This window comes from Streptomyces aurantiaciflavus (assembly GCF_049808595.1).
Taxonomy (GTDB): domain Bacteria; phylum Actinomycetota; class Actinomycetes; order Streptomycetales; family Streptomycetaceae; genus Streptomyces.
The window spans coordinates 1-24241 of record NZ_JBNCAQ010000022.1; the positions used below are offsets into that span (position 1 = coordinate 1).

Annotated in this window: 18 protein-coding genes and 2 rRNA genes; 15 read left to right on the top strand and 5 right to left on the bottom strand. The window is 71.3% G+C overall.

Going from position 1 to position 24241, the window contains the following annotated elements; all coding sequences use genetic code 11:
• The first annotated feature begins 105 nt into the window (after positions 1-105).
• The 4 genes from ACPT94_RS25110 (at position 106) to ACPT94_RS25125 (ending at position 5421) form a co-directional block, all read left to right on the top strand.
• A 23S ribosomal RNA gene (locus ACPT94_RS25110) occupies positions 106-3226 on the top strand.
• A 101-nt stretch (positions 3227-3327) separates the two neighbouring features.
• Positions 3328-3444: ribosomal RNA gene (gene rrf, locus ACPT94_RS25115) — 5S ribosomal RNA — on the top strand.
• Between the two features lie 244 nt (positions 3445-3688).
• Positions 3689-4798 (top strand): hypothetical protein, encoded by a 1110-nt coding sequence (locus tag ACPT94_RS25120; RefSeq protein ID WP_425246922.1) that lies wholly within the window; start codon positions 3689-3691, stop codon positions 4796-4798.
• Positions 4690-5421, top strand: coding sequence for a tetratricopeptide repeat protein (locus tag ACPT94_RS25125; protein WP_360345449.1), 732 nt, complete (start codon positions 4690-4692; stop codon positions 5419-5421). Before ACPT94_RS25120 ends, ACPT94_RS25125 begins: the two co-directional genes overlap by 109 nt.
• A 65-nt stretch (positions 5422-5486) precedes the next feature.
• Here the strand turns inward: ACPT94_RS25125 and ACPT94_RS25130 are convergent, their stop codons facing one another.
• On the bottom strand, positions 5487-6770 hold the full coding sequence (locus ACPT94_RS25130; protein WP_425246879.1) for a DUF1015 domain-containing protein: 1284 nt from the start codon (positions 6768-6770) through the stop codon (positions 5487-5489).
• A 73-nt stretch (positions 6771-6843) separates the two neighbouring features.
• On the opposite strand from ACPT94_RS25130, the gene ACPT94_RS25135 reads away from it, so the two are divergent.
• The 4 genes from ACPT94_RS25135 (at position 6844) to ACPT94_RS25150 (ending at position 11099) form a co-directional block, all read left to right on the top strand.
• Positions 6844-7908 carry an HAD hydrolase-like protein gene (locus ACPT94_RS25135; RefSeq protein WP_360345291.1) on the top strand — a complete coding sequence of 355 codons (1065 nt, stop codon included), beginning with the start codon at positions 6844-6846 and terminating at the stop codon, positions 7906-7908.
• 104 nt (positions 7909-8012) lie between these two features.
• Positions 8013-9056 carry a FecCD family ABC transporter permease gene (locus tag ACPT94_RS25140; RefSeq protein WP_425246880.1) on the top strand — a complete coding sequence of 348 codons (1044 nt, stop codon included), beginning with the start codon at positions 8013-8015 and terminating at the stop codon, positions 9054-9056.
• 50 nt (positions 9057-9106) lie between these two features.
• Positions 9107-10165: a FecCD family ABC transporter permease gene (locus tag ACPT94_RS25145; protein ID WP_360345451.1), complete on the top strand. Its 1059-nt coding sequence runs from the start codon at positions 9107-9109 to the stop codon at positions 10163-10165.
• Positions 10166-10199: 34 nt separating this feature from the next.
• Positions 10200-11099 carry an ABC transporter ATP-binding protein gene (locus ACPT94_RS25150; protein WP_360345295.1) on the top strand — a complete coding sequence of 300 codons (900 nt, stop codon included), beginning with the start codon at positions 10200-10202 and terminating at the stop codon, positions 11097-11099.
• 31 nt (positions 11100-11130) lie between these two features.
• Here ACPT94_RS25150 and ACPT94_RS25155 read toward each other — a convergent pair whose 3' ends face one another.
• Complete coding sequence (locus ACPT94_RS25155; RefSeq protein WP_360345297.1) at positions 11131-11478, bottom strand: SCP2 sterol-binding domain-containing protein; 348 nt, start codon at positions 11476-11478, stop codon at positions 11131-11133.
• Positions 11479-11520: 42 nt separating this feature from the next.
• Between ACPT94_RS25155 and ACPT94_RS25160 the strand changes: the two genes are divergently transcribed.
• The 6 genes from ACPT94_RS25160 (at position 11521) to ACPT94_RS25185 (ending at position 17838) form a co-directional block, all read left to right on the top strand.
• Positions 11521-11826 (top strand): hypothetical protein, encoded by a 306-nt coding sequence (locus ACPT94_RS25160; protein ID WP_425246881.1) that lies wholly within the window; start codon positions 11521-11523, stop codon positions 11824-11826.
• A 56-nt stretch (positions 11827-11882) separates the two neighbouring features.
• Positions 11883-12698, top strand: a complete 816-nt coding sequence (locus tag ACPT94_RS25165) for a TlyA family RNA methyltransferase (protein ID WP_360345301.1) — start codon at positions 11883-11885, stop codon at positions 12696-12698.
• Positions 12695-13600, top strand: a complete 906-nt coding sequence (locus tag ACPT94_RS25170; protein ID WP_360345303.1) for an NAD kinase — start codon at positions 12695-12697, stop codon at positions 13598-13600. Before ACPT94_RS25165 ends, ACPT94_RS25170 begins: the two co-directional genes overlap by 4 nt.
• A gap of 101 nt (positions 13601-13701) precedes the next feature.
• Positions 13702-15444 carry a DNA repair protein RecN gene (gene recN, locus ACPT94_RS25175; RefSeq protein WP_360345305.1) on the top strand — a complete coding sequence of 581 codons (1743 nt, stop codon included), beginning with the start codon at positions 13702-13704 and terminating at the stop codon, positions 15442-15444.
• 276 nt (positions 15445-15720) lie between these two features.
• Positions 15721-16503, top strand: coding sequence for a hypothetical protein (locus ACPT94_RS25180; RefSeq protein ID WP_360345307.1), 783 nt, complete (start codon positions 15721-15723; stop codon positions 16501-16503).
• Between the two features lie 213 nt (positions 16504-16716).
• Complete coding sequence (locus ACPT94_RS25185) at positions 16717-17838, top strand: glycosyltransferase family 4 protein (RefSeq protein WP_360345310.1); 1122 nt, start codon at positions 16717-16719, stop codon at positions 17836-17838.
• A gap of 56 nt (positions 17839-17894) precedes the next feature.
• Here the strand turns inward: ACPT94_RS25185 and ACPT94_RS25190 are convergent, their stop codons facing one another.
• Complete coding sequence (locus ACPT94_RS25190; protein ID WP_425246882.1) at positions 17895-19538, bottom strand: PucR family transcriptional regulator; 1644 nt, start codon at positions 19536-19538, stop codon at positions 17895-17897.
• A 121-nt stretch (positions 19539-19659) separates the two neighbouring features.
• On the opposite strand from ACPT94_RS25190, the gene ACPT94_RS25195 reads away from it, so the two are divergent.
• Positions 19660-20616, top strand: a complete 957-nt coding sequence (locus ACPT94_RS25195) for an LLM class F420-dependent oxidoreductase (RefSeq protein ID WP_425246883.1) — start codon at positions 19660-19662, stop codon at positions 20614-20616.
• Between the two features lie 105 nt (positions 20617-20721).
• On the opposite strand, the gene ACPT94_RS25200 is transcribed toward ACPT94_RS25195, so the two are convergent.
• Together ACPT94_RS25200 and ACPT94_RS25205 are read right to left on the bottom strand one after the other, a co-directional pair.
• Positions 20722-22104 carry an FAD-binding oxidoreductase gene (locus tag ACPT94_RS25200; RefSeq protein WP_425246884.1) on the bottom strand — a complete coding sequence of 461 codons (1383 nt, stop codon included), beginning with the start codon at positions 22102-22104 and terminating at the stop codon, positions 20722-20724.
• Positions 22105-22438: 334 nt separating this feature from the next.
• Positions 22439-24241 (bottom strand): glycoside hydrolase family 15 protein, encoded by a 1803-nt coding sequence (locus tag ACPT94_RS25205; protein ID WP_360345453.1) that lies wholly within the window; start codon positions 24239-24241, stop codon positions 22439-22441.

Sequence of the window (24241 nt, forward strand, 5' to 3'; positions counted from 1 at the left end):
AACGGTCTGTCTTCGGATGCCGGCCCCAGTGAACTCCAGCTTCGGTTGGGGGTGATGGGTGGCTGGTCGTTGTTTGAGAACTGCACAGTGGACGCGAGCATCTGTGGCCAAGTTTTTAAGGGCGCACGGTGGATGCCTTGGCACCAGGAACCGATGAAGGACGTGGGAGGCCGCGATAGTCCCCGGGGAGTCGTCAACCAGGCTTTGATCCGGGGGTTTCCGAATGGGGAAACCCGGCAGTCGTCATGGGCTGTCACCCACTGCTGAACACATAGGCAGTGTGGAGGGAACGCGGGGAAGTGAAACATCTCAGTACCCGCAGGAAGAGAAAACAACCGTGATTCCGGGAGTAGTGGCGAGCGAAACTGGATGAGGCCAAACCGTATGCGTGTGAGACCCGGCAGGGGTTGCGCATGCGGGGTTGTGGGATCTCTCTTCTGTCGTCTGCCGGCGGCAGGACGAGTCAGAAACCGTTGATGTAGGCGAAGGACATGCGAAAGGTCCGGCGTAGAGGGTAAGACCCCCGTAGTCGAAACGTCAGCGGCTCGTTTGAGAGACACCCAAGTAGCACGGGGCCCGAGAAATCCCGTGTGAATCTGGCGGGACCACCCGCTAAGCCTAAATATTCCCTGGTGACCGATAGCGGATAGTACCGTGAGGGAATGGTGAAAAGTACCCCGGGAGGGGAGTGAAATAGTACCTGAAACCGTGTGCCTACAAGCCGTGGGAGCGTCGGAACAAGGCTTGCCTTGTTCTCGTGACTGCGTGCCTTTTGAAGAATGAGCCTGCGAGTTTGCGGTGTGTTGCGAGGTTAACCCGGGTGGGGTAGCCGTAGCGAAAGCGAGTCCGAAGAGGGCGTTTCAGTAGCACGCTCAAGACCCGAAGCGGAGTGATCTAGCCATGGGCAGGTTGAAGCGGAGGTAAGACTTCGTGGAGGACCGAACCCACCAGGGTTGAAAACCTGGGGGATGACCTGTGGTTAGGGGTGAAAGGCCAATCAAACTCCGTGATAGCTGGTTCTCCCCGAAATGCATTTAGGTGCAGCGTCGTGTGTTTCTTGCCGGAGGTAGAGCACTGGATAGGCGATGGGCCCTACCGGGTTACTGACCTTAGCCAAACTCCGAATGCCGGTAAGTGAGAGCGCGGCAGTGAGACTGTGGGGGATAAGCTCCATGGTCGAGAGGGAAACAGCCCAGAGCATCGACTAAGGCCCCTAAGCGTACGCTAAGTGGGAAAGGATGTGGAGTCGCACAGACAACCAGGAGGTTGGCTTAGAAGCAGCCACCCTTGAAAGAGTGCGTAATAGCTCACTGGTCTAGTGATTCCGCGCCGACAATGTAGCGGGGCTCAAGCGTACCGCCGAAGTCGTGTCATTGCGATATATACCCCCAACGGGGATCGTGATGGGTAGGGGAGCGTCGTCTGCCGGGTGAAGCAGCACCGGAAGGTAGTTGTGGACGGTTGACGAGTGAGAATGCAGGCATGAGTAGCGATTCACACGTGAGAAACGTGTGCGCCGATTGACTAAGGGTTCCTGGGTCAAGCTGATCTGCCCAGGGTAAGTCGGGACCTAAGGCGAGGCCGACAGGCGTAGTCGATGGATAACCGGTTGATATTCCGGTACCCGCTGTGAAGCGTCAAACATCGAACCAGGCGATGCTAAGTCCGTGAAGCCGTCCCGGAGCCTTCGGGCAAAGGGAAGTGGTGGAGCCGACGGACCAGACTTGCAGTAGGTGAGTGATGGGGTGACGCAGGAAGGTAGTCCATCCCGGGCGGTGGTTGTCCCGGGGTAAGGGTGTAGGCCGTGCGATAGGTAAATCCGTCGCACATAAGGCTGAGACCTGATGCCGAGCCGATTGTGGTGAAGTGGATGATCCTATGCTGTCGAGAAAAGCCTCTAGCGAGTTTCATGGCGGCCCGTACCCTAAACCGACTCAGGTGGTCAGGTAGAGAATACCGAGGCGTTCGGGTGAACTATGGTTAAGGAACTCGGCAAAATGCCCCCGTAACTTCGGGAGAAGGGGGGCCACACCTGGTGATGGGCTTTACGTCCTGAGCTGGGGGTGGCCGCAGAGACCAGCGAGAAGCGACTGTTTACTAAAAACACAGGTCCGTGCGAAGCCGTAAGGCGATGTATACGGACTGACGCCTGCCCGGTGCTGGAACGTTAAGGGGACCGGTTAGTCGAGATTCGTCTCGGCGAAGCTGAGAACTTAAGCGCCAGTAAACGGCGGTGGTAACTATAACCATCCTAAGGTAGCGAAATTCCTTGTCGGGTAAGTTCCGACCTGCACGAATGGCGTAACGACTTCTCGACTGTCTCAACCATAGGCCCGGTGAAATTGCACTACGAGTAAAGATGCTCGTTTCGCGCAGCAGGACGGAAAGACCCCGGGACCTTTACTACAGTTTGATATTGGTGTTCGGTTCGGCTTGTGTAGGATAGCTGGGAGACTGTGAAGTCCCAACGCCAGTTGGGGTGGAGTCGTCGTTGAAATACCAGTCTGGTCGTGCTGGATGTCTAACCTGGGTCCGTGATCCGGATCAGGGACAGTGTCTGATGGGTAGTTTAACTGGGGCGGTTGCCTCCTAAAGGGTAACGGAGGCGCCCAAAGGTTCCCTCAGCCTGGTTGGCAATCAGGTGTTGAGTGTAAGTGCACAAGGGAGCTTGACTGTGAGACCGACGGGTCGAGCAGGGACGAAAGTCGGGACTAGTGATCCGGCGGTGGCTTGTGGAAGCGCCGTCGCTCAACGGATAAAAGGTACCCCGGGGATAACAGGCTGATCTTCCCCAAGAGTCCATATCGACGGGATGGTTTGGCACCTCGATGTCGGCTCGTCGCATCCTGGGGCTGGAGTCGGTCCCAAGGGTTGGGCTGTTCGCCCATTAAAGCGGTACGCGAGCTGGGTTTAGAACGTCGTGAGACAGTTCGGTCCCTATCCGCTGTGCGCGTAGGAGTCTTGAGAAGGGCTGTCCCTAGTACGAGAGGACCGGGACGGACGAACCTCTGGTGTGCCAGTTGTTCTGCCAAGGGCATGGCTGGTTGGCTACGTTCGGGAGGGATAACCGCTGAAAGCATCTAAGCGGGAAGCCTGCTTCGAGATGAGGACTCCCACCCACTTGATGGGGTAAGGCTCCCAGTAGACGACTGGGTTGATAGGCCGGATCTGGAAGCACGGTAACGTGTGGAGGTGACCGGTACTAATAGGCCGAGGGCTTGTCCTCAGTTGCTCGCGTCCACTGTGTTAGTTCTGAGGCAACGACCGTTGCCGGCTTTGAGTGAAAACAAGTGAAGAGTGTGCTTGTTCGCTCGAAACCATTAGGGTTTCGGTGGTTATAGCGTGAGGGAAACGCCCGGTTACATTCCGAACCCGGAAGCTAAGCCTTACAGCGCCGATGGTACTGCAGGGGGGACCCTGTGGGAGAGTAGGACGCCGCCGAACAATCTTTGGGAAGGACCCCTGGTCACCAGCGTTCAGCTGGGACCAGGGGTCCTTTTCGTTTTTCAGGGGCGCACCGGGTACCCGGCTGCGCGAGAATGACTTGCGGTACCGAAGACAGGAGTCACCATGTCCACCAACTCTCCCGACGACCGACCGGAGCGCGACCAGCGGCGCCGGGACAGTGGGGATCGCGGCGATCGTGGCGGCTTCCGCCGCGACAACGACCGTGGTGGCTACGGTCGTCGTGACGACCATCGTGGTGGCTACGGTCGGCGGGACGACCGCCGAGACGACCGTGACCGCGGAGACCGTGACCGCGGTGACCGGGGTGATCGCGGCGGGTTCCGTCGGGACGACCGTCGCGGTGACAACCGTGGTGGTGGCTACGGCCGTCGCGACGACCGTCGTGAAGGAGATCGGGGTTCCCGTCCGGCGTTCCAGCGGGACGACCGCGATCGCGGGTTCCGTCGGGACGACCGGGGCGACCGTGGCGACCGACCCGCCTTCCGGCGTGACGACGACCGCGGCGGTCATGGCCGGCGGGACGACCATCGTGGTGGTTACGGTCGTCGTGATGATCGCCGCGACGACCGCGACCGCGGGGACCGCGGTGAGCGCGGCGGATTCCGCCGTGACGATCGGCGGGACGACCGTCGTGATGACCGTCGGGACGACCACCGTGGTGGATACGGCCATCGCGACGACCGTGGTGAGCGCGGTGGTTTCCGGCGCGACGACCGCGGCGGTGACCACCGTGACGAGCGGCGCGACGACCGGCGGGGTGACGACCGTGGTGAGCGCGGTGGTTTCCGGCGCGACGACCGCGGCGGTGACCGGGGCGGGTTCCGCCGCGACGACCGCCGTGACGAGCGGCGCGACGACCGGCGGGGTGACGACCGTGGTGAGCGCGGTGGTTTCCGGCGCGACGACCGCGGCGGTGACCGGGGTGGGTTCCGTAGGGACGACCGCCGTGACGACCGCCGCGATGGCCGGCGGGACGACCGGCGGGGCGACGACCGTGGGGACCGCGGCGGTTTCCGGCGCGAGGACAGCCGCAGCGGCGAGCGTGCCGGGTACCGCGGCGGGCGGGACGACCGTGGTGGACGCGGGCCCCGGCGTGATGACCGTGGCGGGCGGCCCGGTGGTTTCCGGGGCCGTGACGACCGTGGCGGACGTGACGACAGGCGCGGCGGGCGGTTCCGTGACGAGCGGGACCGTGACCGGGACCGCGAGCCGATCAAGCGGCTGCCGATCCCCGAGGACGTCACCGGGGACGAGATCGACAAGGACGTACGGCAGGAGCTGCAGAGTCTGCCCAAGACGCTCGCCGATGACGTCGCGAGGAACCTGGTGATGGTCGCGCGGCTCATCGACGAGGACCCCGAGGGGGCCTACGGGTACTCGAGGGTCGCCCTGCGGCTGGCGTCGAGGGTCGCCGCTGTGCGGGAGGCGGCCGGGTTCGCCGCGTACGCCAACCAGAAGTACAGCGAGGCGCTTGCCGAGTTCCGGGCCGCGCGGCGGATGACGGGGACCGTGGACCTGTGGCCCGTCATGGCCGACTGTGAGCGTGGGCTCGGGCGGCCGGAGAAGGCGCTGGACATGGCCGGTGCGCCCGAGGTGCACAAGCTCGACAAGGCCGGGCAGGTCGAGATGCGGCTCGTCGCGGCCGGCGCCCGGCGTGACATGGGGCAGCTGGACGCGGCCATCGTGACGCTGCAGAGCCCCGAGCTGGCCTCCAGCTCCGTGCAGCCGTGGACCGCGCGGTTGCGGTACGCGTATGCGGACGCGCTGCTGGCCGCCGGGCGGGAGCGCGAGGCGCGGGAGTGGTTCGCGAAGGCTGTCGAGGCCGACCGGGACGGCAGCACCGACGCGTCGGACCGGCTGGCCGAGATGGACGGTGTGGAGTTCGTCGACGCGCTGGATGAGGACGCGGCCGGCAGCGAGCCGGATGAGGACAAGGCCGACGGTCAGGACTGACGGGGGTGAGTGAAGGGGCGGGATTCCGGTGCGGTCGGAGTCCCGCCCCTTTTCCGTGCGCCTGTTCAGAAGTCCAGGGAGCGCAGGACCAGGCCGGAGGCCGGTTTCGGACCGAACGACGTCGACTTGCGGGGCATCGTGACGCCCTGGCGGGCGAGGTCGCGGACGACCTCCTCGCGGACCGGGTGCAGCAGGACCGCCGTACCGCCGTCGCGTTCCGCCTTCTCGACCGTGGCGGCCGTGTCGTGGATGTAGGCGATGCGGGTGGGGTCGTCCTCGGGGATGTGCCATACGTGGTCGAGGAGCGTGGCGTGCAGGACCGTCGCGTCGAGGGTGCGCCAGGTCGGAGGGCGGTCGGTGGGGACCGTGCGGGCGAGGAGGGCCGGGTCGGGGCGGTCCAGGAGGTGAAAGGCGCCGTCGCCGGCCAGCAGGAAGGCGTTGCACGCGCAGGCCGCGTCCGCCAGGGCGGCGAGCGCCTCCGGCAGCGGCACGTCCAGGCGGCGGACGCGGAACAGGTTCTCGACGGCGGCCAGGGCCTCGGAGACGGGCAGGCCGTGCAGAAGGCGGTGGATGGCGCGGACGCGCAGTGGATAGCGGGCCGTGTCGACGAGGAGGACCAGGCCGTGGTCCCAGGGGCTCGGGGAGGGGTGCTCCGCGCGTAGACGTCGGTACGTCGCCCAGCGGTGGTGGCCGTCGGCGATCAGGGCCTGGTGGTGGGCGAGGTCGGTCTGGACGCGGGCCACCTCGGCGGGGTCGGTGATCGACCAGAGGCGGTGGCTGAAGCCGTCCTCCGTGGTCGTCGACAGGAGCGGGGGTTGTTCGGCGGTGCGCTCTACGACGTCGGCGGCGGTGCCGTCGCCCCGGTAGGTCAGCAGGAGCGGCTCGAGGTTCGCGTAGGTGGCGCGCATCAGGGCCGCGCGGTCGGCGACGATGTGCGGCATGACGTCCTCATGGGGCAGGACGATGCCCGCCGAGGGTTCCGAGACGCGCAGGGTGCCGATGAGGCCGCGCTGGAGTATGCCGTCGGGGTGCCGCTGCTCGTAGACGTACAGGGCCGGTTCGGGGTCGGCCGTGAGGACGCCTTCGGAGAGCCAGCGGCGGAGGGTGGCGGCGGCCTGTTCGTTGCGGGCGCCGGCGGTGGTGGCCTGGGGGAGGATGAGGCGGACGATGTTGTACGGGTCCGCGTCCTGGAGCTGGTGCAGGCCGTCGGGGCGGACGACGACGTCGTACGGCGGGGAGGTGACGGCGGCGAGGCTGCCGACCCGGTCGGGGTCGTAGCGCAGGCCTCGGAACGGGGTGAGTTCCAGGCCTCGGGGCGCCGTTGCTTCCGAGTGACCTGCTGTGTTCATCCCGGCATCGTACGTGTGTCAGTGGCATGCGGGATGATCGGGGGAAAGCGGAGCGAACGAGGAGCGATGCGGAATGAGCCAGGGCGTCAGGACGAGGCCCGAGGGCAGTGGGCAGGCCCTGAGCGAGGCGTACGACACGGCGCTGCTCGATCTCGACGGGGTGGTGTACGCGGGCGGGAGCGCGATCGTGCACGCCGTCGAGTCGCTGGCCACGGCCCGCGCCGGCGGGATGCGGCTCGCGTACGTCACCAACAACGCGCTGCGGACGCCCGACACCGTGGCCGGGCACCTCACCGAGCTGGGCATACCGACCGGGGCGGACGAGGTCATCACCTCGGCGCAGGCGGTGGCCCGGCTGATCAGTGAGCAGGTGCCGGCGGGGGCGCGGGTGCTGGTGATCGGCGGGGAGGGGCTGCGGGTCGCGCTGCGCGAGCGGGGGCTCGTGCCGGTGGAGTCGGCGGACGACGATCCGGCGGCCGTCGTGCAGGGGTACGGCGGGCCTGACCTGCCGTGGGGGCGGTTCGCCGAGGCGTCCTACGCCGTCGCGCGGGGGGTGCCGTGGTTCGCGTCCAACACCGATCTGACGATTCCCAGTGGGCGCGGGATCGCTCCGGGCAACGGGGCCGCGGTGGAGGTCGTGCGGATCGCGACCGGGGCCGAGCCGCAGGTCGCGGGCAAGCCGTTGCCGCCCATGCACCGGGAGACGATCCTGCGCACCGGCGCCCGGCGGCCGTTGGTGGTCGGCGACCGGCTGGACACCGACATCGAGGGGGCGTTCAACGGGGACGTCGACTCGCTGCTGGTGCTGACCGGCGTGACCGACGGCGCGCAGCTGCTCGCGGCGCCGCCGCGGCACCGGCCGACGTATGTCGACGCCGATCTGCGCGGCATGCTCACCGGGCAGCCGGAGGTCACGGCGGACGGAGGCGGCTTCCGGTGCGGGGGCTGGACGGCGACGGTGGGCGGCATGGGGGTCCCCCCGCTCGAGCGAAGCCGAGAGCGGGGGAGGCTGGAGCTCGACGGGGACGGTGATGCCTTGGACGGGCTGCGGGCGTTGTGCGCGGCCGCGTGGACGGCGGCGGGTGAGGGTTCGTGCGGGCTGGACGGGGGGAAGGCGCTCGCTCGGCTGGGGTTGTGAGGCCGCCGGTCGTCACGGGCGCAGCGGGCCGTGAACCTGTGAACCCGGCGGTGGCCCGTGACCAGGGATCGAGTCGGCTTGGCAGGGTAGGCTAACCTAACTGCGTGTTGGTCGACAGTGTTCCCGAACAGCGCGCGGATACCGCCCCCGCGCCCCCAACCCGCCGGGTGGCCCGTTCCGTTGGGCTGCTCGTCTCCGTCGCGGTCCTGCTGCTGGTGGCGGTGGCGAGCATCGCCATCGGGGCCAAGGAACTGTCCCTCGCGCAGGTCTGGCACGGCCTGTTCGAGGACACGGGGACCTACGGTGACGTGGTCGTGGGGGAGCGGCTGTCGCGGACCGTGCTCGGGCTGCTCGTCGGTGCCGCGCTGGGACTGTCCGGAGCCGTGCTGCAGGCCCTCACGCGCAACCCGCTGGCCGACCCCGGACTGCTCGGTATCAACGCGGGCGCCTCGGCCGCTGTCGTCACCGCCATCACCTACCTCGGCGTCACGAGCCTGAGCGGGTATGTGTGGTTCGCGTTCTTCGGAGCGGCCGTGGTCGGCGCGCTGGTGTGGTTCCTCGGTGGCAGCCGGGGCGCGACCCCGGTGCGGCTCGCGCTCGCCGGTACCGCGATCGCCGCCGCGCTCTTCGGCTACGTCCAGGCCGTGATGATCCTGGACAAGGCGGCGCTCGCCAAGATGCGCTTCTGGACGGTCGGTTCGCTGACCTCGGCGACCGACGAGACGATCTGGCAGGTGCTGCCCTTCCTCGTGGCGGGCACGCTCCTGGCCTTCCTCCTCGCCCGGCCGCTGAACGCGATGGCCATGGGCGACGACACCGCCAAGGCCCTCGGCGCCCATCTCAACCGCACCCGGGCGCTGTCCATGCTCGCCGCCACCGTGCTGTGCGGTGCCGCGACCGCCGCCTGCGGGCCGATCGTGTTCGTCGGGCTGATGGTCCCGCACGTCGTCCGCTCGTTCACCGGCCCCGACCTGCGCTGGATCATGCCGTACGCGGCGATCCTGTCGCCGGTGCTGCTGCTCGGCTCCGATGTGATCGGCCGGGTCGTCGCCCGGCCGTCGGAGGTCCAGGTCGGCATCATCACCGCGATCATCGGCGGCCCGGTCTTCATCTTTCTCGTACGACGGCGAAGGACGGCGCAGCTGTGAGGACCGCATCCAGGACCGCACCGCAGAGGACCACGCAGAGCGCGCCGGCCGTGCGGCACGGGACGCGTACGGCCGGCGGCCCGCGTGCCCTGCGCCTGCCCGGCGGGCTCTCTCTCCGCCTGGACCTGCGGGCGCTGGTCGTCGTCGCCCTGCTGGTCGTCGCCGCGCTCGCCGCGAGTGTGGTGCTGATCGGCACCGGCGACTTCCCGATCCCGGCCGGGGACGTGCTGAAGACGCTGGCGGGCGACGGCACCGTCGCCCAGGAGTTCATCGTCAAGGACCTGCGGCTGCCGCGCGTCCTCGTCGGGCTGCTGGTCGGTGCCGCGCTGGGGCTCGGGGGCGCGGTGTTCCAGGCCGTCTCCCGCAACCCGCTGGGCAGCCCGGACGTGCTGGGGCTCGGGCAGGGGGCGACGGCCGGCGCGCTCGTGGTGATCGTGCTGATGTCCGGCACCGCCAACCAGGTCGCAGTCGGGGCGCTCGTGGGCGGGCTGGTGACCGGCGCCGCCATCTATCTGCTCGCCTGGAAGCGGGGCGTGCACGGTTACCGGCTCGTGCTGGTCGGTATCGGCATGTCGGCCATCGCGACCGCGGTCAACGGCTATCTCCTGACCAAGGCCGACCTCGTCGACGCGGCCCGCGCGGTGGTGTGGATGACCGGCTCGCTCGACGGCCGCGACTGGAAGCAGGTCTGGCCGCTGCTGTGGCTGTGCTGTCTGCTCGTCCCGCTGGTCCTCGCCAACGCGCGCGGGCTGCGGATGATGGAGATGGGCGACGACGTCTCCCACGCCCTCGGGGTACGAGTGGAGCGCGTACGGCTGCTGCTGATGGTCTGCGCCGTGCTGCTCACCGCGGCTGCCACCGCCGCCGCCGGCCCCGTCGCCTTCGTGGCGCTCACCGCGCCGCAACTCGCCCGTCGCCTGACCCGCTCGCCCGGGCCGAACCTCGTGCCCTCCCTGTGCATGGGTGCCGCCCTCCTGGTCACCGCCGACTGGGCCTCGCAGCGGCTCTTCGGCGAGGGTCAGCTGCCCGTGGGCGTGGTCACCGGCGTGCTCGGCGGTGTCTACCTGCTGTGGCTGCTCGTCACCGAGCGCAGGGCGGGCCGGATATGAAGCCCGGCGAGCCGGGTGCCGAGCGGGGCCGGACATGAGCGTCACCACCCGTGTGAGCCACGGGCTGAACAATCAAAGGAGCATCGTGAACCGCCTGTCCGCCGAGAACGTCACCCTCGCCTACGACCAGCGGGTCATCGCCGAACAGCTGTCGGTGGAGATCCCCGACAACTCCTTCACCGTGATCGTCGGCCCCAACGCCTGCGGCAAGTCGACGCTCCTGCGGGCGCTGTCGCGGATGCTGAAGCCGAGCGAGGGCCGGGTGCTCCTCGACGGGCAGGTCATCCAGTCGATGCCCGCGAAGAAGGTCGCGCGGACGCTGGGCCTGCTGCCGCAGTCCTCCATCGCGCCCGACGGCATCACCGTCGCCGACCTGGTGGGCCGCGGCCGCTACCCGCACCAGGGCATCCTGCGCCAGTGGTCGACCGAGGACGAGCGGGTCGTCCAGGAGTCCATGGCACAGACCGGCGTCGCCGAACTCGCCGACCGGTACGTCGACGAGCTGTCCGGCGGTCAGCGTCAGCGCGTGTGGATCGCGATGGCCCTCGCCCAGCAGACCCCGCTGCTGCTGCTCGACGAGCCGACGACGTACCTCGACATCCAGCACCAGATCGATGTCCTCGACCTCTGTGCCGAGCTGCACGAGGAGCAGGGCCGCACGCTCGTCGCCGTGCTGCACGACCTCAATCACGCCGCCCGGTACGCCACCCATCTCATCGCGCTGAAGGGCGGCGAGGTCATCGCGCAGGGCGCGCCGAACGACGTCGTCACGGCCGGGCTGGTGGAGGAGGTCTTCGGGCTGCGCTGCCAGGTCGTCGACGACCCGGAGACGGGGACGCCGCTGGTGGTGCCGGCGGCGCGCAAGGCGCGTACGGGTGCGAAGGCCGATGCCGGGAAGGACGTCGAGAAGGTGGCTGCCACGGAAGTCTCCTGAGACCGACCGGCCTCCGGGGGCTCTCCGGCGCTCAGAGCAGCTTCCGCAGCCGGAACAGGTCGCGCAGGCCCGCCTCCAGCCGCACCCGGCCCGAGCCCCAGGCCTTCGCGAAGTTCAGCTCGCCGTCGACCATCGCCACCAGGTCGTCGCCGGTCATCGTCAGCCGTATCTGCGCCTTCTCGTGCGGCAGACCTCGGAGGGTCTCGTCGACCTCTATGCCGCCACCGGTGAGGCGGCCGACGAAGGTGACGTCCAGGTCGGTGATGCGGCAGCTCACCGAGCGTTCCATGGCCGCGGCAGCGCGGACGTCGCCCTCGGCGTCCCGCATGTTCTCCGAGAGCTTCTCCAGTGCGGCGCGGCACTCCTCGATCGTGGCCATCGCGCTCGACGGTACCCCAGCGGTTCGCGGTAGCGTCTGGGCATGAGCGACTCCGTGCCCGAGGTGGAAGAGGCCCAAGAGGCGGCGTTGCCGGAGGCGGAGGCCCCCGGCGGGCCCGACGACGACCCCGCCGCCCCCGCGCCGCTGCGGGTGCCCCGCACACCCACCGGCAACGCCGAGGTGGACGCCCACCTGGAGCGGCTGGCCGACGCCGACCACCTCGCCGCCGACGGCCACCTCGAGGTGTACGAGGATGTACATCGGGGGCTGCGCGACGCGCTCACCGCGCTCGACGCCCGCCCGGGACCTCCGGCGCCCACCCGTCACCCGACCACCACCCCTCAATGAGACCCTTCGGGTCGCCCCCTTTGATTCGCCGTACGGAAGCAGGAGCTGAACCGAACGTGGCAGGAGTCGCACGTCGTCGTCTGGACGCGGAGCTGGTGCGCCGCAAGCTCGCGCGGTCGCGTGAGCACGCCGGCCAGCTGATCGCCGCGGGGCGGGTCACCGTCGGCAAGACCGTCGCGACCAAGCCGGCCACGCAGGTGGAGACCGCGGCGGCCATCGTCGTCGCGGCCGACGACAGCGATCCCGACTACGTGTCGCGGGGCGGGCACAAGCTCGCCGGCGCGCTCGAGGTGTTCGTGCCGCGGGGGCTCGTCGTCGCGGGGCGGCGGGCGCTGGACGCCGGCGCGTCCACCGGGGGTTTCACCGACGTACTGCTGCGCGCGGGGGCCGCGCATGTCGTCGCCGTCGACGTCGGATACGGGCAACTCGCCTGGTCTCTCCGAAGTGATGAACGCGTCACCGTCAAGGACCGTACGAACGTACGCGAGTTGACGCTCGAAGCGATCGATGGGGAGCCAGTGGATCTTGTCGTGGGGGACTTGTCCTTCATTCCGCTCGGGCTGGTGCTGCCGGCCCTGGCACGGTGCACCAAGCCGGACGCCGACCTGGTGATGATGGTCAAGCCGCAGTTCGAGGTGGGGAAGGAACGGCTGGGCAGCGGGGGCGTCGTACGCAGCCCGCAGCTGCGGGCCGAGGCCGTGCGGGGCGTGGCCGAGAAGGCGTGGGATCTCGGACTCGGGGTGAAGGGTGTCACCGCCAGTCCGCTGCCCGGGCCCTCCGGGAACGTCGAGTACTTTCTGTGGCTCCGGGCCGGGGCGTCCGCTCTGGACCCGGCCGATGTTGACCGTGCAGTGGCGGAGGGGCCGCGTTGACACAGAACCGAGCTCGTACTGTTTTCCTGCTGGCCCACACGGGGCGGCCCGCCGCGATCCGCAGCGCGGAGCTGGTGGTGAAGGGGCTGCTGCGCGAGGGCATCGGAGTGCGCGTCCTGGAGTACGAGGCGCGCGACCTGCCCCTGCCGGACGAGGTGGAGCTGGTCGCCGAGGCCACCCCGCAGTGCCTGGAGGGCTGTGAGCTGCTCATCGTCCTCGGCGGCGACGGCACCCTGCTGCGCGGCGCGGAGTTCGCGCGGGCGTCCGGGGTGCCGATGCTCGGCGTGAACCTCGGGAGCGTCGGGTTCCTGGCCGAGGCCGAGCGCGACGACCTCGACAAGGTCGTCGACCGGGTGGTGACGAAGGCGTACGAGGTCGAGGAGCGGATGACCGTCGATGTCGTCGTGCATCGCAACGGGGACATCGTGCACACGGACTGGGCGCTGAACGAGGCGGCGGTGCAGAAGGCCGGCGCCGAGAAGCTGCTGGAAGTCGTGCTGGAGATCGACGGGCGGCCGGTGACGGGGTTCGGGTGTGACGGGATCGTGCTGTCCACGCCCACCGGGTCGACGGCTTACGCGTTCTCGGCGGGCGGGCCCGTGGTGTGGCCCGAGGTCGAGGCGTTGCTGATGGTGCCGATCAGCGCGCACGCCCTGTTCGCCAAGCCGCTGGTCACCTCGCCGAACTCGGTCCTCGCCGTCGAGTTGCTGCCGCACATTCCGCCGGGCGTCCTGTGGTGCGACGGTCGGCGGACCTTCGAACTGCCCCCGGGAGCCCGGGTCGAGGTGCGGCGCGGGGCTGTGCCCGTGCGGCTGGCTCGCCTGCACCACGCGTCGTTCACCGATCGGCTGGTGGCCAAGTTCGCCCTGCCCGTCGCCGGGTGGCGCGGGGCCCGGCACTAGGTGTGTTGACCGAGAGGCCGAGCCGGTCGCGGGGGTGCGGGGGAGGCACGTCCACTCGCCCGGGTGACAGGGTGCCTCGCACTCGGGTGGCCGGACCTCGTATGGTCATGTCCGTGTTGGAGGAGATGCGGATACGGTCGCTCGGAGTCATCGACGACGCGGTCGTCGAGCTGTCGCCCGGATTCACCGCCGTCACGGGTGAGACGGGTGCGGGCAAGACCATGGTGGTCACCAGCCTCGGGCTGCTGCTGGGCGGCCGCGCCGATCCCGCCCTCGTGCGGATCGGCGCCGGCCGGGCGGTCGTGGAGGGGCGGATCGCCGTGCCCGCCGACGCCTCGGTGGTCGTACGGGCCGAGGAGGCCGGGGCCGAGCTCGACGACGGGGCGCTGCTGATCAGCCGTACCGTTTCCGCCGAGGGGCGGTCGCGGGCGCATGTCGGGGGGCGGAGTGTGCCGGTGGGCGTGCTGGCCGACCTCGCCGACGAGCTGGTGGCCGTGCACGGGCAGACCGACCAGCAGGGGCTGCTGAAGCTGTCCCGGCAGCGGCAGGCGCTCGACCGGTACGCCGGAGACGCCGTCACCGTGCCGCTCGCCAAGTACACGGAGGCGTACCGGCGGCTGCGGGCCGTGTCCGCCGAGCTCGACGAGATCACCACGCGCGCGCGTGAGCGGGCCCAGGAGGCCGACATGCTGCGCTACGGCCTCGAAGAGATCGCGGGCGTGGAACCGCGCGCCGGGGAGGACGGGGAGCTCGCGGAGGAGGCGGAGCGGCTCGGGCACGCGGAGGCGCTGTCCTCGGCCGCCACGGCCGCTCACGCCGCTCTGGCGGGCAATCCCGAGGACCCCGAGGGCATCGACGCGGCCACGCTCGTCGCGGGCGCTCAGCGGGCCCTGGAGGCCGTCCGGTCGCACGATCCGGCGCTGGCCGCGCTCGCCGACCGGATCGGCGAGATCGGGATCCTGCTCGGTGACGTGGCGGGGGAGCTCGCGGGGTACGCCGACGACCTCGACGCCGATCCGCTGCGGCTGGCGGCCGTCGAGGAGCGGCGGGCCGCGCTCACCGCGCTGACGCGGAAGTACGGCGAAAACGTCGACGCGGTGCTCGCGTGGGCCGAGCGGGGTGCCGCGCGGCTGACGGAACTGGACGGCGACGACGAGCGGATCGACGAGCTGACCGCCGAGCGGGACGCGCTGCGGAGCGAACTGGGCGGGCTGGCGCAGGCGCTGACCGACGCGCGCACGGAGGCCGCCGAGCGGTTCGCCGCCGCCGTGACCGCCGAGCTGGCCTCGCTGGCGATGCCGCACGCGCGCGTGTCGTTCGAGATCCGGCAGACCGAGGATCCGGAGGGCGTGGAGGTCGGCGGACGCACGGTCGCCTACGGGCCGTCCGGTGTCGACGAGGTCGAGCTGCTGCTCGCCCCGCACCCGGGCGCGCCGCCCCGGCCCATCGCCAAGGGCGCGTCCGGCGGTGAGCTCTCGCGCGTGATGCTGGCCGTCGAGGTCGTGTTCGCAGGGACGGATCCCGTGCCGACGTATCTCTTCGACGAGGTCGACGCGGGTGTGGGCGGCAAGGCCGCGGTCGAGATCGGGCGGCGGCTGGCGCGGCTCGCGAAGACCGCGCAGGTCGTCGTGGTCACACATCTTCCGCAGGTCGCCGCCTTCGCCGACCGGCAGCTGCTCGTCGAGAAGACGAACGACGGGTCGGTGACCCGGTCCGGCGTGAAGGTCCTCGAAGGCGAGGAGCGCATCCGGGAGCTGTCCCGGATGCTCGCCGGCCAGGAGGACTCGGAGACGGCCCGGGCGCACGCGGAGGAACTGCTGGCCACGGCCCGCGCGGACGCGTAGCGCGCCACTGCCGGGCGCGGGGCGGGACGAGACCTCCTGGGAGGTGGGTCCCGCCCGAGGTGGCTGTGGGGATTGCGTCCTGGCGTCCGGGCCGGTGTCGGCGTGCGGGATGGCTCGGGGGCGCGCACGGGCGGCCGGAGCGCCGCACAGCGGCACGCCGGATCCGTGTGGTCGGGCCGTCCCTCGCTTTCTCAGGGGCCCGTGGTCGGTTCTGCCTCGGCCTTCCCACAAGGCCACATGGCCGGTCCCGCGCGCCCTTCCGCTTAGGGTGCTCGCATGATCGCAGGGAAGGGCAGGAGCACCGCGTTCGCCGTCGCGGCCGGGCTCACGTGGGTGGGAGTGGCCGTACTGCGCAAGGTGGCGCCGGGTGGGCGGGAGCGGTGGGAGCGGGCGAACTTCGCCGGGCGGACCGTGGAGTTGTACGCCGGGCCCGCCGCGGTGGTCGCGGGCGCGGTGGGAGCGGCCCGGGTGCGGCCGGCCGTCGCGGGGGCCGTGCTGGCCGCCGGGGCCTGTGGGGCGTACGACGACGTCGTCGGCGCCGGTGACGCGCGGCGCGGGTTCCGGGCGCACCTGGGGGCGCTGCGCGAGGGCGAGGTCACCAGCGGGACGGTCAAGCTGTTCGGGATCTCGGCGGCCGGGCTGGTGGCCGGGGCGCTGCTGAAGGAACGGCCCCTCGACAAGGTGCTGGCGGGTGTGGTGATCGCCGGGGCCGCGCACTTCGTCAACCTCGTGGACGTACGCCCCGGCAGGGCGGCCGGGGCCGTGCTCGCGCTGAGCGCGCCGGGGCTGCTGCGGGCGGGGGCGGCCGGCGATCTGTCCGCCGTGTCGGCGGGGGCGGCCGCGGCCGTTCTGCCCGACGACCTCGGGGAGCGCGCGATGCTGGGGGACGCCGGGGCGCACGCGCTGGGCGCCTTGCTCGGTGCGGCGGTCGTCGCGGGCAACACGCGCGGAGGGCTGCTCGCGCACGCCGTCGCCCTGGTGGGTGCGGCTGTCTGCGGGGAGCGGGTGAGCGAGGTGGCACGTGCGGCGGGGCGACCGCAGCTCAACGCGCCGATGTGACGGCAATCGAACGGAACCCCGACCTCCTTCACTCGTGTGGGTGATGTGCGGGGCCGTGTTGCCGGGCCTCCGGGCGCTCGGCGGCACGGAACACCCGTACGTGCTGGCATCCTTGGCGTAGTACGTGGAGGAATGGGAGCGGTCACCCCTCCGCCGGCCCCTTCTGTACGTTTCTTCGTGACCGTCCGACGCCGAACCAGGAGCCCCGGCCACGTGAGCAGCCACTCACCGCACGGCCAGTCGCCGCTGCGCACCGTGCAGGTGCTGGGCGGCGGCAACGCCGGCAGCAGCGCGCATGTGCGCTCCCTGGCCGCGGGGCTCGTCGCGCGGGGCGTGCGGGTGACGGTGTGCGCCCCCGTCGAGGCCGACCACGCCTACGACTTCAGGGGCGCCGGCGCCGAACACGTCCCCGTCCCGCGCAGCAGCGACCCCGCCTCCGTGGCGGCGCTGCGGGCGGCCTGCACGGACGCCGACCTCGTCCACGCGCACGGGCTGCACGCCTCCTTCCGCGCCGTGCTGGCGCTGAGCGGGCGCCGCACGCCGCTCGTCGTCACCTGGCACAACCGGGCGTACGCCGAGGGCGCGCGCGCCCATCTGCTGCGCCTGCTGGAACGGCGGGTCGCGAAGGCGGCCGCCGTGGTGCTCGGCACGACCTCCGATCTCGTGGACCGGGCGCGCCGGACGGGCGCGCGCGACGCCCGGCTCGCCGCCGTGGCGCTTCCCGGGCCCCGGCCGGCCACGGAGGACCCCGACCGGCCGCGCCCCAAGATGCTGGCCGAACTCGGCGCCATCGGCCGCCCGTTGCTGCTGGCCGTCGGCTCCCTGGAGCGTCACCGCGGCTACGACGTCCTGCTGGACGCCTCGCGCGCGTGGCGCCGACGGGACCCCGCGCCCCTGCTGATGATCGCGGGCGAGGGACCCTTGCGGGCGGAGCTGCAGCGCCGCATCGAGGACGAGGGGCTGCCCGTCCGGCTCATCGGGCGCCGGGACGACGTCGGTGACCTGCTGGCCGCCGCCGACCTCGCCCTGCTGCCCGGCGGCGAGGAGTCACGGTCGGTCCTGGCGCAGGAGGCCCTCCACGCGCGCGTGCCGCTTGTCGCCGCCCTGGCCGGCGGTATCCGCGAACTCGTCGGCGACGCGGCCGAACTCGTGCCGCACGAAGACGCGGGGGCCCTCTCCGAGGCCGTCGTCCGGCTCCTGGACGACCCCGAACGGTGCGATCTCCTCCGGGAGTTGGGCACCCGTCAGGCCGGCACCTGGCCCAGCGAGGACGAGACCGTCGCCCAGGTCCTCAGCGTCTACGACGAGTTGACGCAACCCCTGCCGATGATCTGAGCGACGCGGCCGTTTCCGGCACAGCGGCGCGAGCATGCCGCCCCGCGTGGTGCCGCTCACGACACCAGCCGCCGCGCCCGCAGGGCCAGACTCAACGCCAGGACGGTCTGCGGGTCGTCGAGGTCGGTGCCCAGCAACTCACCGATGCGGGCGAGGCGGTTGTACAGCGTCTGGCGGTTGAGGTGCAGCTCGCGGGCCGTCTCCGCCTTGCGGCCCGCGTGGGCCAGATAGGTCTCCAGGGTGGGCAGCAGCGGCGGCTTGGAACGCAGGTCGTGGTCACGGACCGGGCCGATCGCACGGTCCACGAAAGCCGACAGGTCAGGGTGGTCGCGCAGTCGCCACAGCAGCAGGTCGATGTCCAGCCGGCGGGCGTCGTACCACGGCCGGTCCGACAGCCCCTGGGCGGCGGTCGCCGTCTCCGCCGCGTGCCGGAGACCAGCCGAGGCAGCCGCCCAGCCGCCCGCGACGCCGACGACCACGACCGGCGGCTGGGCGCCCGGCCGCTGCATCCCGGCCCGCTCCACCCCGGCCCGCAGCGCCGTCGCCACCCGATCCGCCACCGCCGACCGGTCCGACTCCGAGCGCAGGCCCAGCAGCAGCGGAACGCGGCCCTCCACGGGCCGTACGCCCAGCAGGACCGGCACGCCCAGCGACGCCAGCTCCTCCGCGACCGCGCGGGCCAGCACCGCCCATCCTCCCCCGGGGGACAGCGCGTCACCGAGGCGCATGACGACCGGCAGCAGCGGACTGTTGCCGGGCTTGAAGCCGAGGACACGCGCCTGCGCCGGGGCGTCCTCCGCCGCGATCCGCCCCTCGGCGAGGTCGGTCAGGAAGTCGCCCCGGCCGCGCGCCGCCAGCTCCTCCTCCTGGCGCGCCTGCATCAGCACCACCGCCAGGATCCCGGCCGCCCGCTCAGCGGCGATCCGGTGCACCGGAGCGAGGGGGGCGCGCACCGGCAGCAGCACGAGCCGGGCGCGCACGGCACCCGCCCCCGGCCCACCGCCGGGCACGTCCACGAGCACCGAACCGGCGGGCGGCGGAGCGTCCTTGTGCGGGCCCCGCAGCCCCTCCCACACCTGGAGCGGATCCGCCCCCTCCGGACCGGCCCCGGCGGCGTACAGCAGCTGCCCGTCGGTCGTCTCCAGGAACACCGGGTTGCCGCTGAAGTCCGCCAGGATCCCCAGCACCTGCGGGATCCCGCCCCCGCCCAGCAGGGCCTCCGTGCAGCGGCGGTGCACCTCCTCCGCCCGCTGGAGCAGCGCGTAGTGCCCGTTGACGATCTCGGTGTGGACCTCCTCCGTCACCGTCACGAACGGCACCTCGCGGTGCAGCTGGACCAGGGGGAGCCCGGTCGCCCGTGCCGTCTCCACCAGGGCCGAGGGCAGGCGCGTGAAACGCGTGCCCAGTTCGATCACCAGGGCCGCGATGCCCCGCTCGGCCAGGGTGCGGACGAACGCCCGCTGTTCGGCCGGCCGGGCGCCGAGGCCGTAGCCCGTGGTCAGCAGCAGCTCGCCGCCCTTCAGCAGGGAGGCGATGTTCGGGACCTCGCCCGCGTGCACCCAGCGCACGGTGCGGCCCAGCCGGTCCGCGCCCGCGAGGACCTCGGGCAGCCCGCTGCGCAGGCCGGGCAGCTCCAGCGCGCGCTGCACGGTGATGCCGGCGGCCTGGCTGTCGAATCGATGGTCCGTACGGCTGTCCATGCAGCGGACGCTACCTGCGCAGACGTTCCCGCGACATCCGCGCGGTCACGGCGACGATCTTGCCCCTGCTGTCGAGGACTCGCGCTGGGTTAGGGCGCCGGCGGTCGGGTAGCGGCGGGCCATGGAGATGAGTGTGGTCGCTGTGGCACGTGAGGACGACAGCCCGGTCGACGAGCCGCTGCGGGTCGCGGCGCTCGCCGACCGGCTCGGCTACCGGGAGGTGTGGGCGGGGGAAGGGCCGACCTGGGACGCGTTCGTCCTCGCGGCCGCGCTGGCGCGGGTCACCGAGCGGGCCGCGCTGACGGCCGGGCCCGTCCCGGTGTCCGTGCGCGACCCGCTCACCATCGCCCGGGGCGCCGCGTCGGTCGCGGCCGTCACCGGACGGGCGGTCGGGGTGGCGCGGGGCACCTCCAGCAAGCGGGTCGTCGAGGGCGTGCACGGCAGGCCGCGGACCCGGCCCGCCACCGTCCTGACGGAGACGGCGGCGGCCGTACGCGACCTGGTGCACGGGGCACCGGGCGAGCCGATCGTGCCCGGGAGCACCTTCCCGCGCCGCCTGCCACCGCCCGGCGGACCGCTCACCGTCGCCGCGTTCGGGGACCGTGCGATCGCCGCGGCCGCCGCGCACGCCGACCGCATGCTGCTCGACCTCGTATCCCCGGAGCAGGTGCGCGACCTGCGCGCCAAACTGCTCACCGCAGCCGAGAAGGCGGGCCGTACACCGCCCACGCTCGCCGCCTGGCTGCCGGCCGCCGTCGACCCGGACCCCGAGTCGCTCGCGCAGATGCTGGGCAGCATCGCGGGCTACCTGACCGTCCCGGGGTACGCCGAGGTCTTCACCGAGGCCGGTTTCGGCGAGGCCGTCGAACTGGCCGCCTCCGGCGCCGACCGCGCCACCCTGGTCCGCGCCCTGCCCGCCGAGGCGGCGGCCACGGTCGGCCTGGTGGGCGACGCCGGCACCGTACGCGCCCGTGTCTACGCCTACGCCGAGGCGGGCCTCGACGAGATCGCCCTCGTTCCGGCGACGGCGGGCGATCCGGCGGGGGAGCGGACGCTGACGGCGCTCAGGCCGGGGTGACGCCGGCTCGGTCGTGACGGGGTTTCTCCGCGGGTTCTCCGCGGCCCGAGGGCGGCGCGCGGTGAGTTTCGCTCTCGTCGTGGCGGGGCGCGGACGCCGCGGTGGTCAGGCCGGCTTGATGTTGTGGTTGAAGCGGAAGACGTTGTCCGGGTCGTATCGCCGCTTCAGCTCCGCCAGACGGAGGGTGTTCTCCGCGCCCAGGCCCGCCACCACCCGCTCCGCGCCCTCGTCGCCGATGAAGTTGAGGTAGACCACGCCGGTGCTCCACGGGCGGACGTCCGCGCGGACGTCCTTCACCCACTGGACGCACCGCTCGTCGTCGGCCGGGTCCTCCCACACGGCGAAGGGGTGCACCGTCCACGGCGCGTCCCGGTACGGCACCGGGAACTCGTGCGGCCCGTCGGCGATCGCACCGCCCTGCGGGAACAGCACGTGCTGGGTGTTGGACGGCACGAGCACCGAGTCCGCGCGGGCGCAGAAGGCGTCCACGAAGTCGTCGGGCGCGTCCGCCAGGTACTCCGCCGACCAGTAGTTCCGCAGGCCGGGCGGATCGTCGAACATGCGCTGGACCTCGGCGTACGGCAGCGCCCCGACGACCTCCGCCTCGTGCGGCAGCGCCAGCAGCGGCTCGGCCAGTTTGCGCAGGTCGTCCTCGGACCCGGCGTACGTCAGCAGCACCGCGCACAGCAGTGTGCCCACCAGGTGCGGAGGCACGAACTCCTCCGGCGGGCCGGTGAGATAGATGACACCGCCCGCCGCCTCCACCGGGCCGACCCTGATCAGTTCACGGTAGGTCCGGACGGCCTCGGGGGCCGACTCCGGGAGGTACAGCACCAACGCGATCGAGAACTCGGGCAGCTCGTGCAGCTTCAGGGTGAGCGCGGTGGCGATGCCGAAGTTGCCGCCCCCGCCGTGCAGGGCCCAGAACAGGTCCGGGTTCTCGTCGGCGTTCGCGTGGATCCGGTCGCCGTCGGCGGTGACCAGTTCCACACCGAGCAGATTGTCGACGGCGAGACCGCAGCAGCGGTCCAGCCAGCCGGTGCCGCCGCCCAGGACGAAACCGCCCACGCCGGTGGTCGACGCCCGCCCACCGGTGGTGGCGAGACCGTAGGGCTGGGTGGCCCGGTCCAGGTCGCTCATCGTGGCGCCGCCCGCGACCCGTACCGCCTCGGCGGCGGGATCGACCGTGACCGCGCGCATATGGCGCAGATCGACCACCAGACCGTTGTCGTTGAGCGCCATCCCCGCCACGCTGTGCCCGCCGCCGCGCACCGCGATGTGCAGATCGAGGTCCCGGGCGAAGCGCACGGAGCGCACGACGTCGGCCTCGTCCACGCACTGCGCGATCACGGCCGGACGCCGGTCGATCATGCCGTTGTGGACCGCCCGGGCCTCGTCGTAGCCCGGATCCGCCGGGGCGAACACATCGCCGGAGAGATCCTCACGCAGCGCGGCAAGGGCCGCGCCCGCCTTCGACCGGGAAGCCATGGGGCCGGCCCCCCTTCGTGCAGGGGCTGATGGCTTCCAGCCTAGGGCCTGTTGCGAAAGTGGCGCCTGCCGCGCGACGCCCGGCACGTACTCTCGCCGCACCGCCCGAAAGCCCGAGTACGCCCAGTACGAGGGCTTCCGGGCGGCACGCCGAGAGCACGCACCGACGGCGACATCAGCCGCTCCGCGGCGGGCGCGCGGCCGCCCTTCGGGCGACGACGCCACTTTCGCAACAGGCCCTGGGCGCGCGCGACCCGACCGTCCTGTCCGGGGCGCGACCCGGCGGTCCGCGCCGAGCGGTACCGGGAGACCGCGGCTTCTGGGACGGCCGGCCTCAGCCGCCGTAGGCCCCCGACGCCGTCAGCCGCAGGGCCGTGTCGATCAGCGGCACGTGGCTGAAGGCCTGCGGGAAGTTGCCGACCTGGCGTTGCAGGCGCGGGTCCCACTCCTCGGCGAGGAGGCCCAGGTCGTTGCGCAGGGACAGCAGCTTCTCGAAGAGCTTGCGGGCCTCGTCGACGCGGCCGATCATCGCGAGGTCGTCCGCCATCCAGAACGAGCAGGCCAGGAAGGCGCCCTCGTCACCGGGGAGGCCGTCGACGCCCTCGTGGTCCCCCTGCGTCGGGTAGCGCAGGATGAAGCCGTCCGGCGTGGACAGCTCCCGCTGGATCGCCTCGATGGTGCCGATCACGCGCTTGTCGTCCGGGGGCAGGAAGCCCATCTGCGGGATGAGCAGCAGGGACGCGTCCAGCTCCTTCGAGCCGTAGGACTGCGTGAAGGTGTTGCGTTCCTTGTCGTAGCCCTTCTCGCACACGTCCCGGTGGATGTCGTCGCGCAGCTCGCGCCACTTCTCCAGCGGGCCGTCCGCGTCGCCGGACTCGATGAGCTTGATCGTGCGGTCCACCGCCACCCAGGCCATGACCTTGGAGTGCACGAAGTGGCGGCGCGGGCCGCGCACCTCCCAGATGCCCTCGTCCGGCTCGTCCCAGTGGTCCTCCAGGTAGCGGATCAGCTTCAGCTGGAGCAGGGAGGCGTAGTCGTTGCGGGCGAGGCCGGTCATGTGGCCCAGGTGCAGGGCCTCGGTGACCTCGCCGTACACGTCCAGCTGGAGCTGGTGCGCGGCGCCGTTGCCGACCCGCACCGGCGCGGAGTTCTCGTAGCCGGGCAGCCAGTCCAGCTCCGCCTCGCCCAGCTCGCGCTCGCCCGCGATGCCGTACATGATCTGCAGGTTCTCGGGGTCGCCCGCGACCGCCCGCAGCAGCCACTCGCGCCACGCGCGGGCCTCCTCGCGGTAGCCGGTGCGCAGCAGCGAGGACAGGGTGATCGCCGCGTCCCGCAGCCAGGTGTAGCGGTAGTCCCAGTTGCGCACGCCCCCGATGTCCTCGGGGAGGGAGGTCGTGGGGGCCGCCACGATCCCACCGGTGGGCGCGTACGTCAGCGCCTTCAGCGTGATCAGGGAGCGGATCACGGCCTCGCGGTAGGGCCCGTGGTACGTACAGTGCTCGACCCACTCGCGCCAGAACTCCTCCGTCGCCTCCAGCGACTGCTCGGGCTCCGGCAGCGGCGGCGGCTCCTTGTGCGAGGCCTGCCAGGAGATGGTGAAGGCGATGCGGTCGCCGGGAGCGACCGTGAAGTCGGCGTACGTCGTCAGGGACTTGCCGTAGGTCTCGCAGTCGGTGTCGAACCACACGGAGTCCGGGCCCGCGACGGCGACCGTGCGCCCCTCGTGCTTGTGGACCCACGGCACGACCCGGCCGTAGGAGAAGCGCATGCGCAGGGTGGAGCGCATGGGGACACGGCCCGAGACGCCCTCGACGATGCGGATCAGCTGCGGGGCGCCGTCACGCGGGGGCATGAAGTCGGTCACCCGGACCGTGCCGCGCGGGGTGTCCCACTCGGACTCCAGGATCAGCGAGTCGCCCCGGTAGGAGCGCCGGGCGGCGGTGGGGGGCTGCTGGTCGGAGGCGTAGGCGGGGCCGAGCCGCCAGAAGCCGTGTTCCTCGGTGCCCAGCAGACCGGCGAAGATCGCGTGCGAGTCGAAGCGGGGCAGGCACAGCCAGTCCACTGTCCCGTCACGGCAGACCAGGGCAGCGGTCTGCATGTCTCCGATGAGTGCGTAGTCTTCGATGCGCCCGGCCAC

What these genes read in the sequence shown, in the direction of transcription:
- ACPT94_RS25130 (WP_425246879.1), bottom strand. Translation starts at nt 6,770, where the DNA reads ATGAACACAGCAGGTCACTCGGAAGCAACGGCGCCCCGAGGCCTGGAA.
- ACPT94_RS25135 (WP_360345291.1), top strand. Translation starts at nt 6,844, where the DNA reads ATGAGCCAGGGCGTCAGGACGAGGCCCGAGGGCAGTGGGCAGGCCCTG.
- ACPT94_RS25150 (WP_360345295.1), top strand. Translation starts at nt 10,200, where the DNA reads ATGAGCGTCACCACCCGTGTGAGCCACGGGCTGAACAATCAAAGGAGC.
- ACPT94_RS25155 (WP_360345297.1), bottom strand. Translation starts at nt 11,478, where the DNA reads ATGGCCACGATCGAGGAGTGCCGCGCCGCACTGGAGAAGCTCTCGGAG.
- ACPT94_RS25160 (WP_425246881.1), top strand. Translation starts at nt 11,521, where the DNA reads ATGAGCGACTCCGTGCCCGAGGTGGAAGAGGCCCAAGAGGCGGCGTTG.
- recN (WP_360345305.1), top strand. Translation starts at nt 13,702, where the DNA reads ATGGTCATGTCCGTGTTGGAGGAGATGCGGATACGGTCGCTCGGAGTC.
- ACPT94_RS25180 (WP_360345307.1), top strand. Translation starts at nt 15,721, where the DNA reads ATGATCGCAGGGAAGGGCAGGAGCACCGCGTTCGCCGTCGCGGCCGGG.
- ACPT94_RS25190 (WP_425246882.1), bottom strand. Translation starts at nt 19,538, where the DNA reads ATGGACAGCCGTACGGACCATCGATTCGACAGCCAGGCCGCCGGCATC.
- ACPT94_RS25195 (WP_425246883.1), top strand. Translation starts at nt 19,660, where the DNA reads ATGGAGATGAGTGTGGTCGCTGTGGCACGTGAGGACGACAGCCCGGTC.
- ACPT94_RS25200 (WP_425246884.1), bottom strand. Translation starts at nt 22,104, where the DNA reads ATGGCTTCCCGGTCGAAGGCGGGCGCGGCCCTTGCCGCGCTGCGTGAG.